Consider the following 12826-nt stretch of genomic DNA (forward strand, 5'->3'; position numbering starts at 1 on the left):
GTGGCCATTTGGGTCGGACGCGGGCTAGGTGGCGGCATGGCCGGGGGCGGATGGATTGCCCTGTTCCAGCCGTTCCAGCCGTTCGCGAAGCTCGTCGACCAGCTGGCGCGGCGCAGCTTCGGGGCGCTGGGCGCGCGTCGCGGCGCGCAGTGCCTGCGCGATCGGGCCGGCGGCCGCGGCGAGCGCCTGCAGCTCGGACCGGGGGAAGCGGGACTGGTCGTCGCGCGGCATCAGGATCAGCCATCCCGCCATCCCGTCTTCATCCTCGAGATGGAGCACATGGCCGCCCAGCGCCCGCGCACCGTCCGAGCCGGCGGACGCCGCGGCCAGCACATCGTCCGATTCCAGGCTGCGTCGGGCGAGCAGCGACCGCCCCGTCGGGGTGCGCGCGAACACCGCGCCGGCCGAGGCGTGCAGCGCGCGCAGCGCGACGTCGAGCACACGGGCGGCGAGTTCGGGCGCGTCGCACCGGTCACGCCACAGCGTCAGGCGCACGGGCAGACGCTCGAGATCGACGCTCGCCGGCGTGAAGCGCCGCTTGGACCATTGCAGCACGGCGCGCTGCGTCGGCACGAACACGCTGGTCGCGACGATCGCGCCGAGCGCGAGCCCGAGCATGGCGTTGCCCGGGCCCATCAACGTCGCCAGCAATTGCTTCGCGACGTCCGACAGCAAGGTCCACAGCAGCACGATCCCGCTGGTCACCGCGGTATAAGCCACCGAGCGCGAGATGATCTGGTCGACGTCCCACAGGCGATAGCGGATCACCGAGACGAGCAGCCCCAGCGGCATGATCGCGAAGCCGAGGTTGAACAGGCACACCGTCGCCAGCAGCCAGGCGCCGCGAGGCGTTGCGGACCATTGGTCGTACGCCGCCAGCGACATGGCCAGCGCCACGCCGACGGCCAGGAAGCCTGCGGCAAAGCCCAGCGCGGCCCATTTGATCTGCTGGCGCGCATGGCCCGGCTCGAGCCGGCGGTAGCGGATCACCTGCGCCGCCAGCAGCAGCAACGGCACGCCGACGCCGATCAGCAGCGAGGTCGTCTCGTCGACGCTGTCGAGCATCAGCACGATGCCGAGCACGGGGGCGACGAGCAGCGACCAGCGCAGCACGCGCGGCGTGAACCGGCCGTCGGGAAAGGCGGCCAGCGCGATCGCCAGCATCGTCCACCACAGGCCGGTCAGCGCGTCGATCACCCAGTCGAGGCCGATCGACATCCACATCAGCAGCGGGGGGTCGACGCAGGCGGCGATCGCCAGGAAGCCCAGGCCGAGCAGCAGCGCCTCCGGGTCGCGCGGGCGGCGATGCAGCAGCACGAAGCTCGAGCCGAGCAGCGATAGCGAACAGAGCAGGGTGAAGAACAGCCGCACCCCCATCCGGATGTTGAGCGGGACCGCGTTGCGCGGCGGGATGCTCGCCGCGCGCGCCGAGCGGCTGGCGCGCAGCGTGATCTCGCGCCCGTCGGGCTTGCGCAGGCGCAGCGCGACCCGGTCGCCGGGCGCCGCGATGATCGCCCGCGCCAGCGTCGCGGCGCTGGCCCCCGGCGCATAGCGTCGCCCGGCGATCGCGACGATCCGATCGCCGCGCGCGACGCCGGCCGCGACGATATCGGCGCGCAGCGGCGCGACGACCGGGCGGGCATCGTCGTCGAATTCGATTTCGATCCCGATCGCGTGCAATGCGGGATTGATCCGATAGGCATCGAACAGCACGAAGGCGAACCCGGCGAGCTGGATCGCCGCGACCAGCAGCAGCAGCGCCAGCCACACGCGGCGGAGCGTCCGTGGCACGCCGCGCTCCAGCGCGGGCAGTTGCGCGGGCGGCGACCACCCCCGCCAAAGCATGCCCTGCGTCCCCACCTGCAAGCCTCCGAACTGTCGGATCGTTACCCTTGCGTATCATAAGCGGCGGGTGAAGTGAACGTCGGCGAACCGCGCGCGAACCGCCCGTGCCGGTACGCCCGGCGCCGGATCAGGGGACGGGCAGGGGGGCGACGCGGATGGCTTGCAAAGTTGGAAATCTCTTGAGAACAAAGCGGGAATGGCCCGCCTCTTAACCCGCCCCTTCACCCGCGCCCAGGCGCTGCAGAACGCCGCCTTCCTCGCCGAGCTGCGCCGCACCGGCAACGCGCGCGACGCCGCCCGCACGCTCGGCGTCCACCGCGCCACCTTCACCAGACGCCGCGCCAAACACCCCGCCTTCGCCGCCGACTGGGACGCCGCCCTCGCGATCGCCAGCGCCGCGCTACATCCTCCCCCACCGGGGGAGGGGGACCATTTGCCCCTTCCGGCAAATGGTGGAGGGGCCGTGCCGCAAAAGACCCCCTCACCACAGCCAGAACCCCGCCCAACCCGCACGAAATCCGGCCGCCTCCAGCTCCGCCGCGCGAGCCCCGGCCGCCTCACCCGCGCCGCCGAACAGGCCTTCCTCGCCGCGCTCTCCGCCACCGCCAACATCCGCCTCTCCGCCGCCGCCGCCGGCTTCACCCACAGCGCCTTCTATCAGCGCCGCAAGCAAAGCCCCGCCTTCGCGCGCGAATGGCAACTGGCGCTGGAGCAGGGCTATGACCGCGTCGAGGATGCGCTGCTCGCCAGCCTCAGCCCGCACGCGCACGCCGACGATGCCTGGCGCCACAACGAGCCGCCCGCCATGCCGGCCATGACCAGCGATCAGGCGCTGCAATTGCTGTACCTCCACCAGAAGGAAGCCCGGCTCGAGGCCGAGCCAGCCCATATCAGGCGCCGCCGCGGCGAATCCTCCGAGGCGCATGCCTATCGCCTCGCCGCAATGTACCACGCGCAACAGGCGCGCGACCGCGAGGCGTTCCGCGTCGCCGAGGCCGCCCGCACGGAAGCCGCCGCCCGCTCCCCACACGAGCCGTCCGCGCCGCTGCTCCCGGCGCTGGATCAGGTGACGGGGTGGAGCAAGGCGAGCGGGCGCGCGGCGTATGATGAGGGCAGGGCGTTGTTCGGGGGGTGGCGATTGGGGCGGAAGCGCACGTGATAGACGCGATGCGTACGCTGCGACCGCGCGTTATAGGCCCGGTTGGAAGGGGCGGGGCAGGCGGCCGGGGTACGGCGGCGGCTGGCGCGGTAGCGCGTCGACGCCGCAGGTTAGCCCACCTCAGACCCGTCACCCCGGCCTTGAGCCGGGGTCCCGCTTCTTGGCTAGCGAAAGGAGTGGGACCCCGGGTCAAGCCCGGGGTGACGATAGGGGGGCACCATTCATGCCGTTCCCGCGCCGCTGCTTCCGGCGCTGGATCAGGTGAAGGGCTGGAGCAAGGCGAGCGGGCGGGCGGCGTATGATGAGGGCAGGGCGCTGTTCGGCGGGTGGCGATTGGGGCGGAAGCGCACGTGATGAGCGAAAGGCTCATCACGAGACGCTGAACGCCCGGCCGGCGCGCCGCGCGACCGACGACGCGGGCTTTGCCCGCGGCGGGTGAGGGCACTACTGCTGCTGAGAACGCCGGGGAATGCCGCGCCACTTTTACCCCTCGAAGCAAATGTAGCAGATACGCAAGGTATCGTGAAGCATTGTATCGAGCAATTAACACCTCTAACGTTCTCGAATGGCATGGAATGACATCAAGCGCGAGCTGGACAGCAGCATACACGATCACGCCGGCGAGATAACCTTCCGAGCGGCGGCACGAGCCGTTACGCAGCTCGCCACCAACTTTTCATATACTCGTTTATCTAAAGAGAACAACTCTAGGGATGTCCTGGCGCTATTTAGAGGTTTGTTGGTTGCCCGCGTTGTGCTTGATAGACCCGATGAGTCTGCGGTACGTTCGGCTGTTTATTCTTTAGCAAAAATGCAGCTATTCAACAGTAGTCCAAGTGCAATATCGAAAGCAGTAATTGGATCTTTGAATACTTCGCTTCCAGTTTCTCGCAACAAAAAAATGGAAAGTGTACGAAAGTCGCTTCAAGCCGCTTCAGACATGATGGAGAATAATAAGTCTGGCTTTTTAAAGGAAGATGTAGCCAAGTTCCATATTGATATTTGGGATACTGCTTCGGCGGACTTTGAAAACTTGGAGCGTGGTATAAGGCTTAAGCCTCCTTTAGATGCAAATTATATTGAGTCTCCACAGTGGAAACGCCTAGAGGATCATCTTGTTGCATTTGATGAATCTTGGGAGCCTTGGCTTTTATGGTTACGATTTCGTCTTTTTGGCATTGTTACTGAAGATATTCCTCCCAATGCGTGGCCTCGTATCGAGCAAAAGATAGCGGCTCGTCCCAACGAATTTTGGAATAGGGATGAGACCTCTGTAAATGTCGATGTTGCAAATATAATAATTGAAACGGTTGATGAGCTTCTTGAAGAAGATATAGAAAAAGGGCAGATCGAGTTTGGCCTGACATTCTACGTCAACAGTGAGCAGAAAATAGATCTGCAACAAAATCGATTTGATAGCGATGAGCTTATTAAGGGATCTATTCTGGCTGAAGTCATTCGGTTAGATAATGAACTAATCAAATCGTCAGAGGGCAATAGCACTGCTAGGCTACATGATACCGCTAAGGGTTATGCGGCAGTATTTTCAGATGGCCACTGGAAAGATGATGCCTTATTGGTAATGCGCGGCGATGCGTTGCGGAATGAGTTGCTGTTCCAGAACAATCCGGATAATGACTCGGATATTTCGCCATTTCCACAATCAACACTTTTAATTCTTGAGAGAACTGTACGTTGCCATAACGTGCTAGTTAATAGTCATTCGTCACTATCCAAGATCGACAAAATGCTTTCGGCTTCGGGAACTCCCCTTAGTGATCTCAGCATCAATAAACTCAAGGACATTGTAAAGACAGCTGAGCAAGAACTAATATTAACTGCAAAGGCAAAAGCAGCGTTGAACATCGCGTTAGATGATTCTGTGACATCAACTAAGCCCATAACCAATCATAAGATGATTGACGCAACCGTAGGAAACATGGCCCGGGCAGCGATATCGTTTTTGTGGCGTAATAAGAAAAGTATATCGATAACCTCTCTGGCAGCTTCAACCTACACTATTGGTCACTGGGTGATAGCGAACGAATCGCTACTCTTGAGTTATTTTGCAAAAAATCCTATAATGTCGTTGGCACTCAAGAGAATACTTGGAATACTTCATAATTTGCCATTGCTCTAGCACGCTATTCCGAAAACTAGCGTCTTTTTGAATAGGTAGTTCAAACAATCTGAGGCCCTTACCTCCCGCGTATCCCCGCGCTGCCGACGCAGGATTATTATACATTTGGCAAGATCTGTACTATTGCGCGCGCCTCTTCATCTCTGCGTAGCACGTCACGACCGTCCAATGATCCGCTTACGGATATGTCCAGAACAGCAAAATGAGCACTTGGCAAAATAAGACGTTGCTCGATAAGCCTTGGCTATCGAAGTCTGGCGATGATCGCCTCGACGCCCTCGGGATCAACCGCAATCATTCGCAGCAGCGTGGCTGACCCCGCATCCGACTGACGCCGCTGCCGTTCCCAGTCGCGCACCGTGCCGATCGGGAAGTGGTAGGTGCGGGCGAAGGCATCCTGCGTCAGCTTCGTCGCGGCGCGCACGGTGCGGACGTCCACGGTGGAAACCTGGCCGCGCGTCTCGTCGCCATCCGCGAAGGCAATGGCGTCTGCGAGGCCGGCGGCGATCTTGTCAAAGGCGCTTTTCATCGCCGTTTCCGAAAAAATGCCCGGGAATGGCCGCAGACGTAGAGGCAGTAGGGAAAATCCAAGACGTAAATACGGGTATGGCGGTAGCGCGGCAAGGCCGAGACCTCCGCCAAAGTCGTTGCAAGGATTCCCTAGTTCGCCACGGCGGACTTGTTCGGCAGCTATCTGCGCCGACCATAGGTCGTCATCCCCGCGCAGGCGGGGATCCATACTGGCGGGCTTCGCGGCTGGAATCGCATCGCTAGAGCTTATGGATCCCCGCCGGCGCGGGGATGACGGCGGGATACATATGGCGCGGTACAGGCGCCGACTTCTTCCGGGGGCTGCCGATCCGCAAACATGCAACGCGCGGACGTTGCGGCACAGCGGACCCCGGAACGGGTCCGGGGTGACGATAGGGTCTGCAGGGGCGCCGGAAAGGCAGGTGGCGTTTGCCTGGCGGACGCGGGCAAAGCCCGCGTCATGACGTCGGACGGGTTCGGCGGGGCCGACCCGCCGTCCGGTCGGGCGTCGTCTCAGGATTAGCTTGCGCTAATCCTGTGCGATCGCTGCGTAAGGCTGCGCCTTACTTGGCTCGCTCGACTTGCTCGAACTCCAGTTCAACCGGCGTAGCACGCCCGAAGATCGACACGCTGACCTTGACGCGGCTGCGGTCGAAATCGAGTTCCTCGACGATGCCGTTGAAGCTCGCGAACGGGCCGTCGAGCACCTTCACGGCGTCGCCGATCTCGTAATCGACCTTCATCTTCTGCTTCGGCGCCGCGGCGGCCTCTTCCTTGCTGTTCAGCATGCGCGCGGCCTCGGCCTCGCTGATCGGCTGGGGCTTGCCCATGCTGCCGAGGAAGCCGGTGACCTTCGGCGTGTTCTTGACGAGGTGATAGACGTCGTCGTTCATGTTCAGCTTGGCGAGCACATAGCCCGGCATGAACTTGCGCTCGACGGCGATCTTCTTGCCGCGGCGCGCCTCGGTGATCGTCTCGGTCGGCACTTCGATCTGCTCGACCAGCTGCTCGAGCCCCATGCGGGTCGCCTCGGCCATGATCGCGTCGCGGACCTTGCCCTCGAAGCCGGAATAAGCGTGAATGATGTACCAGCGCGACATGATCTCAACCCTTGGTAGCGAGCGACAGCAGCAACTTCACGATCCCGTCGAACATCTTGTCGATGCCGAAGAAGAAGATCGCCAGGATCGTCGTCATGATCATCACCATCACGCCGGTCATCACCGTTTCCTTGCGGCTCGGCCACACGACCTTCTTGGTCTCGGCCTGGACCTGACGGATGAACTCGATCGGTGTCGTCTTCGCCACGTTGCTGGTACCCGTTTGCTAAAATGCCCGCATCAACGAGGCAGAGGCCGCCGACCGGGTCCGCTGAAGGAACCGGCGAAAGTCTCATCCTCGCTATCGGATGGGCAATGCATCTAGCGACGTGGGGGGACGAACGCAAGCGCGCGGTCGCGGGCGCCCCCCCGCGGCTCAGCCCGCGGCGCTGCCCCAGGCGCTGGCGTCCAGGAACGCCGCGACATTGTCGCCGAGCTCGGCGGTGGCATAGCCGCCCTCCATCACGATCACGCTCGGCACGTCGAGCGCCGCCAGCCGCGCCGCCAGCCGGGTGAAATCGTCCCGCTGCAACGCGAAATGCGAGATCGGGTCACCGGCATAGGTGTCCGCCCCGAACGACACGACCAGCAGCCGCGTGCCATAGGCCGCGATCGCCGCCAGCGCGCGGTCCAGCGCGGGCTGATAGCCGGCCCAGTCGGTGCCGCGCGGCAGCGGCAGGTTCAGCGTCGTGCCTACCCCTGCGCCGATCCCCGTCTCGTCGGCATGGCCCCAGTAGAAGGGGTAGTCCGTCGCCGGATCGGCGTGGATCGAGACGAACAGCATGTCCGCGTCTTCGGCGAAGATGTCCTGCGTGCCGTTGCCGTGATGATAGTCGACGTCGAGGATCGCGACCGGGCCGAGCCCCTGCCGGCGCGCCTCCGCCGCGACGATCGCGGCATTGTTGAGATGGCAATAGCCGCCGAGATAGTCGGCGCCGGCATGGTGGCCGGGCGGGCGGCACAGGGCGAAGGCGGCGCGCTGCCCGTCGGCCACCGCGTCCAGCGCGGTCAGCGCGGTCTGCGCCGACCAATAGGCCGCGCTCCAGCTGTCGGCGGTGATCGGCGTGCCCCCGTCATAGCTGTAGCGCCCGAGCCGCGCGTCGATCCGCGTGAGATCGAGATTGCGGCGGCGCACCACCGGCCAGGTATAGCCGATCGCATCGCCCTCGCGCCCGGCCGCGATCCAGTCGCGATGCGCCACCTGCAGGAAATCGAGATAGGCCGCGTCGTGCACCGCGGCGAGCGGCGCCATGCCGTGGTCGCGCGCCGCGCTGGTCGGGCCGACTGCCGAGAGGATCGTCGCCGCGCGCGCGGGCGTCTCGTTATAGTCGGTCCAGCCGCCATTGTGCAGCTCGAGCTTCGGGGCATGCGCCAGCTGGCGCGGATCGAATGTGGTGATCATGCGAACTTTCCCTCGATACAGCCCTGGGCGAAGGCATAGAAGCGCGCCATCTTGCGGTTCCCGGCGTCGCGCCCGCCGCTCGCCTGGTGGCCGGCGGCCATGTCGGTGAGCAGCATCGCCGGGTGCGTGGCGGTCGATCGCGCGCGCACCTCGGCGACCAGTTTGGCCGGTTCCCAATAGCCCACGCGATCGTCCTTCAGCCCGGCGGTGGTCAGCAGCGGCGGATAGGCCGCGCGCCGGACATTCTCGTACGGCGAGATCGACGCCATGTAATCATAATCCGCCACGCTCGACAGCGGATCGCCCCAATCGGGCCGGAACAGCGGCACCAGCGGGTGATCGGCATCGCTCATCGTGTTGAGCATGTCGACGAACGGCACCGATCCGATCACCCCGGCCCATAGATCCGGCGCCGCGTTCATCGACGCGCCGACCAGCAGCCCGCCCGCCGACAGGCCGTAGGAGACGAGCTTGTCGCGGGCAGCATGGCGCTCGGCCATCAGGTGGCGCGCGCAGGCGATGAAGTCGCCGAAGCTGTTATGCTTGGCGTGCAGCCGCCCGTCGAGGAACCAGCGCCGGCCCTTTTCCGATCCGCCGCGGACATGCGCGATGGCATAGCTCCAGCCGCGCTCGACCAGCACCGTCGGCGCGACATCGAACAGCGCCTCGCTCGACACGCCGTAGGCGCCATAGCCGGTGAGCAGCAGCGGCGCCGTGCCGTCGGCCGGCGCGCCCTTGCGCGTCAGCAGCGTGATCGGCACGGTTTCGCCGTCCGCCGCGGTCGCGAACAGCCGCCGCACGTCGAACCGCGCGGGATCGAACCCGGCGACGCGCTGCTCGGCGATCACCGTGCTGCGCGCGCTCGCCAGGTCGACATCGATCCAGCGCGGCGGGCGGGCCGGCGTCTCGATCATCGCGCGGCACGTGGTACTGCGATGATCCTGCCCGAGCGGCACGGTCAGCGCATAGGCGTCGCCCGCCACCGCGACCTGCCGTTCCGTGCCCCCCGGCAATGTCAGCACCATCCGCGGCAGCACGTCGCGCCGCTCGAGCCGCACCAGCGCGCCGCGGAACGAGGCGAGCTGCAGGATCTGCGTGCCCGCGCGGTGCGGCACCAGATCGCCCTGTTCGGCGAACGTGCCGGGATCGACCCGCGCGATCCGCCCGTCGAGCGCCACCGCGTCCTCGATCAGCGCGACCAGCCCGCCGTTCCACTCCTCGATCGCATAGCGCCGCCCGCCCGCGCGCGGCCACACCAGCACCGGCGCTGCGGTCTCGTCCGCCGCGCGGATCAGCCGCACCTCGCTGGTATCCGGCCCCGACAGCGTGATCGCGACGAACCCGTCCGCCGCGGTGCGCGCGATCTGCATGAAGATCGCCGGATCGCGTTCCTCATAGACCAGCACCCGCGGCCCGCCCTTGACCGGCGTGCGATAGACCCGCGTCGGCCGGTTGCGCGCGTCACGCCAGATCCAGAACAGCCAGTCCGACGAGGACGAGAAGACCAGCCCGCCATAGCCATAGGCATCGCTCTCGACGATCGTCCGCACGCTGCCGCTGGCGATATCGCGCACGCACAGGCGATGCCGGTCGTTGCCGCCGACATCCTCGGCCCAGGCATAGCATGTGCCGTCGGGGCTGACCTGCTGCCCGGTGGTGCGGTAATAGGCCTGGCCTGCCGCGCGCACCGCCTCGTCGAGCAGCAATTGCTCTGCGCCCGTGCCGCCGCGCCGCCGCGCATAGCGCGCATGCGATCCGTCCGGATAGCTCGTGTCGTAGGTCCAGCCGTCGCGCGTCAGGCCGGGCTCGGCATCGCCGACCGGCGCGCGCGCCTGCAGCGCGGCAAACAGCGCCGCCTCGTCCGCCGCGACGCGCGCCAGCACCGCCTTGGCATAGGCGTTTTCGGCCAGCAGATGCGCGCGCACCGGCGCCGGCAGCGTCTCGAGGCTGCGTTGACCCTGCGCCGGCACAAATTTGATCCAGGCATAGGGATCGATCCGCGTCCGGCCGACCTGGGTGCGGACCAGCGGGATGCGCGGCGTTACCGGTGGGGTCGGCAGCGCGGGGCCGGCGGCGCGCGCCGGCAGCGTGACGCCGCCCAGCACCGCTGCGGCACCGACCCCGGCAAGGAAGTGGCGGCGCGAGACGGCGGAGCGGGATCGGGCTGGCGACATGGCGGTCGGCGTTCCTCAAAAGTGAGCCCGGAGGGTAGTGGCGCCCGCCCGATCCCGGCAATCGATAGCCTGCCGGGCGGCGGCACTTTGGCCCGATCGCAACAGCCATCGACCCGGCTAGCGCAATCATGACGCTCGAAAGCGTCACAAATACTCGTAACCTTGCAACGGGACACAATAAAGGGGGCGACATTGCGCAACAATATTTCAGTCACTGGTCGGGTCAGCGCGATCGCGCTCGCCACGCTGCTGCTCGCACCCACGGCGACGTTCGCCCAGTCCGCGCCCGGCGCCGATGGCGAGACGCCGGACATCGTCGTCACCGCGACCAAGCGCGACGAATCGACGCGCGATATTCCCGGCGCCGTCTCGGCGGTCAGCGAGCAGGATCTGCAGCGGCTCAACGCGCAGAGCCTGTCGGACTATGTCACCCGCGTCCCCGGCGTGGTGTTCAACGATTATCAGCCGGGCGTATCCGAAGTGGTCATCCGCGGCGTCGCCTCGACCACCTATCACGAGGCCAACCAGGCCACGACCGGCTATTACATCAACCAGATTCCGCTGGTCGAGCCGGGCTTCCCGCTGGTCATCCCCGATATCGATTCGTTCGACGTGAAGCAGGTCGAGGTGCTGCGCGGGCCGCAGGGCACGCTGTTCGGCTCCTCCTCGCTCGGCGGCGCGATCAACTATGTCGTCAACGAAGCCGATCCCTCGGCGATCGATGTCGGCGCCGAAGGCATCGTCTCCTCCACCCGCCGTTCGGGCGAGGCGAGCTATGCCGCCAAGGCGATGATCAACGTGCCGATCATCGCCGACAAGCTGGCGGTGCGCCTGGTCGGCCTGCAGCGCTACGATGCCGGCTATCTCACCAATGTCGGCACCGGCGAGAAGGGCAGCAACGATCTGCGCGTGCGCGGCCTGCGCGGCTCGATCGTCTTCACCCCGACCGAGACGACCAAGATCTCGGCGCTCGGCCTGTATCAGGAATATGATCTCGACGATCAGACCTATGTGCAGTTCGGCGCCGATCCCCACGCCAAGACCTATGACCGCAACACCAATGTCGACGAATATCAGGATACCGAGATCCAGCTCTACAGCCTGCGGCTCGATCAGGATCTGGGCTTCGCCAATCTCACCGCGGTCGGCAGCCATACGATCAAGAAGGCCGATCTGGCGTTCGACGATTCGATCTTCGGCGGCAACGATCCGCGCACCAACACGCCGCAGCTGTCGAGCTCGGTCGGCAAGTCGACCACCGATTATGGCGAGCTGCGGCTGGCCTCCAGCGGGACGGGTCCGTTCACCTGGCTGATCGGCGGCAATTACACCAAGCTGCGCTCGGATTCGACCGACGGCGCGTTCATCGAGGGGATCGGCGCCTATATCGATGCCAATCCCGCCTTGTTCGGCGGGCAGGCGGGCAGCGTGCTGGCGCCGGACGATCTGGCACGCCGTACCGTCAGCACCAGCCGGGTGCGCGAAATCGCCGCATTCGGCGAACTGGCCTATACCTTTGCCGACGTGCTCACGCTCACGCTCGGCGGGCGTTATTTCGAATATACATCGCGCCCGCGCCTGCAATATCTGCCCAACGCCGCGCTGATCGCGCCGTTCGATTATCAGCCCGGCGCACGCAAGGAATCGGGTTTCGTCCCCAAGGTGTCGCTGTCCTACAAGCCCAGCAACCGCCTGACGCTGTACGGCCTCTATTCCGAGGGCTTCCGCATCGGCGGGATCAATACCTATGCGGTGGCGACCGGGGTGCCGATCGAATTCAACAGCGATTCGACGCAGAATTACGAGGTCGGGGCGAAGTTCGATCTGGTGCCGGGCACGATGTCGTTCGATATCGCCGCCTTCCACATCAAGTGGAACGACATCCAGTCGCGGCTGTTCACGCCGGTCGATTTCAACGCCTATACCGTCAATGGCGGCGGCGCGAAGATCGACGGGATCGAGATGTCGATGGTCTTCCGGCCGTCGCGCAACCTGACCTATACCGCCAACCTGACCTATAACGATGCGCGCCTCTCGGCGTTGTTGCCGGACAGCTTCGCCCCCGGCGGCGGCTATGCGGCGGGCACGCGACTGCCCGGCGCGTCGGAATGGATCCTCGCCAACCAGCTCGATTTCGAGCTGCGCGATTCACCGCTGCGGCCGCGCATCGGCATCGCGCATCGCTATCTGTCGAAGGCACCGGTGGCGTTCGGCGCGACGTTGCAGAAAGGCGATTACAGCCTGATCGATCTCAACGCCGCGATCACCGTCTCGGAGGGAATCGAGGCGGGTGTGTTCGCCAAGAACCTGTTCGATCAATATGGCATCCTCAACGCGCCCTTCTCGTTCGCCGGCAGCGTCACGCGGCCGCGCACGATCGGCGCCAGCCTGCGCTTCGGATTGCGTTGACGATTGCCTGATCGGCGCGGAACGGGCAGTTTCGCGCCGATCGTGAACAGGCGGGGATCGGGCCGA

Annotated in this window: 9 protein-coding genes; 3 read left to right on the forward strand and 6 right to left on the reverse strand. The window is 65.1% G+C overall.

The window, feature by feature from the left end:
* Nucleotides 1-24: 24 nt before the first annotated feature.
* Nucleotides 25-1791, reverse strand: coding sequence for a PDZ domain-containing protein (locus NV401_RS00060; RefSeq protein WP_261292345.1), 1767 nt, complete (start codon nucleotides 1789-1791; stop codon nucleotides 25-27).
* 250 nt (nucleotides 1792-2041) lie between these two features.
* On the opposite strand from NV401_RS00060, the gene NV401_RS00065 reads away from it, so the two are divergent.
* Together NV401_RS00065 and NV401_RS00070 are read left to right on the forward strand one after the other, a co-directional pair.
* Nucleotides 2042-3004, forward strand: a complete 963-nt coding sequence (locus NV401_RS00065) for a hypothetical protein (RefSeq protein ID WP_261292346.1) — start codon at nucleotides 2042-2044, stop codon at nucleotides 3002-3004.
* A 565-nt stretch (nucleotides 3005-3569) separates the two neighbouring features.
* Nucleotides 3570-5144 (forward strand): hypothetical protein, encoded by a 1575-nt coding sequence (locus NV401_RS00070; RefSeq protein ID WP_261292347.1) that lies wholly within the window; start codon nucleotides 3570-3572, stop codon nucleotides 5142-5144.
* A 244-nt stretch (nucleotides 5145-5388) separates the two neighbouring features.
* Here NV401_RS00070 and NV401_RS00075 read toward each other — a convergent pair whose 3' ends face one another.
* From NV401_RS00075 to NV401_RS00095, 5 genes are all read right to left on the reverse strand, one after another.
* On the reverse strand, nucleotides 5389-5673 hold the full coding sequence (locus NV401_RS00075) for a helix-turn-helix domain-containing protein (RefSeq protein WP_261292348.1): 285 nt from the start codon (nucleotides 5671-5673) through the stop codon (nucleotides 5389-5391).
* Between the two features lie 565 nt (nucleotides 5674-6238).
* Entirely contained in the window at nucleotides 6239-6775 is a 537-nt protein-coding gene (nusG, locus tag NV401_RS00080; RefSeq protein ID WP_261292349.1) for a transcription termination/antitermination protein NusG, read from the reverse strand.
* 4 nt (nucleotides 6776-6779) lie between these two features.
* Entirely contained in the window at nucleotides 6780-6983 is a 204-nt protein-coding gene (gene secE, locus NV401_RS00085) for a preprotein translocase subunit SecE (protein WP_261292350.1), read from the reverse strand.
* Between the two features lie 168 nt (nucleotides 6984-7151).
* Nucleotides 7152-8177 carry a histone deacetylase family protein gene (locus NV401_RS00090; RefSeq protein ID WP_261292351.1) on the reverse strand — a complete coding sequence of 342 codons (1026 nt, stop codon included), beginning with the start codon at nucleotides 8175-8177 and terminating at the stop codon, nucleotides 7152-7154.
* A complete protein-coding gene (locus NV401_RS00095) occupies nucleotides 8174-10351 on the reverse strand; it encodes a S9 family peptidase (protein ID WP_261292352.1) in 2178 nt (725 codons plus the stop codon). Before NV401_RS00095 ends, NV401_RS00090 begins: the two co-directional genes overlap by 4 nt.
* 192 nt (nucleotides 10352-10543) lie before the next feature.
* On the opposite strand from NV401_RS00095, the gene NV401_RS00100 reads away from it, so the two are divergent.
* Nucleotides 10544-12760 carry a TonB-dependent receptor gene (locus NV401_RS00100; protein WP_261292353.1) on the forward strand — a complete coding sequence of 739 codons (2217 nt, stop codon included), beginning with the start codon at nucleotides 10544-10546 and terminating at the stop codon, nucleotides 12758-12760.
* The last annotated feature ends 66 nt before the right edge of the window (nucleotides 12761-12826 follow it).

This window comes from Sphingomonas hylomeconis (assembly GCF_025370105.1).
GTDB lineage: Bacteria > Pseudomonadota > Alphaproteobacteria > Sphingomonadales > Sphingomonadaceae > Sphingomonas > Sphingomonas hylomeconis.

What these genes read in the sequence shown, in the direction of transcription:
- NV401_RS00065 (WP_261292346.1), top strand. Translation starts at nt 2,042, where the DNA reads ATGGCCCGCCTCTTAACCCGCCCCTTCACCCGCGCCCAGGCGCTGCAG.
- NV401_RS00070 (WP_261292347.1), top strand. Translation starts at nt 3,570, where the DNA reads ATGGCATGGAATGACATCAAGCGCGAGCTGGACAGCAGCATACACGAT.
- NV401_RS00075 (WP_261292348.1), bottom strand. Translation starts at nt 5,673, where the DNA reads ATGAAAAGCGCCTTTGACAAGATCGCCGCCGGCCTCGCAGACGCCATT.
- nusG (WP_261292349.1), bottom strand. Translation starts at nt 6,775, where the DNA reads ATGTCGCGCTGGTACATCATTCACGCTTATTCCGGCTTCGAGGGCAAG.
- NV401_RS00090 (WP_261292351.1), bottom strand. Translation starts at nt 8,177, where the DNA reads ATGATCACCACATTCGATCCGCGCCAGCTGGCGCATGCCCCGAAGCTC.
- NV401_RS00095 (WP_261292352.1), bottom strand. Translation starts at nt 10,351, where the DNA reads ATGTCGCCAGCCCGATCCCGCTCCGCCGTCTCGCGCCGCCACTTCCTT.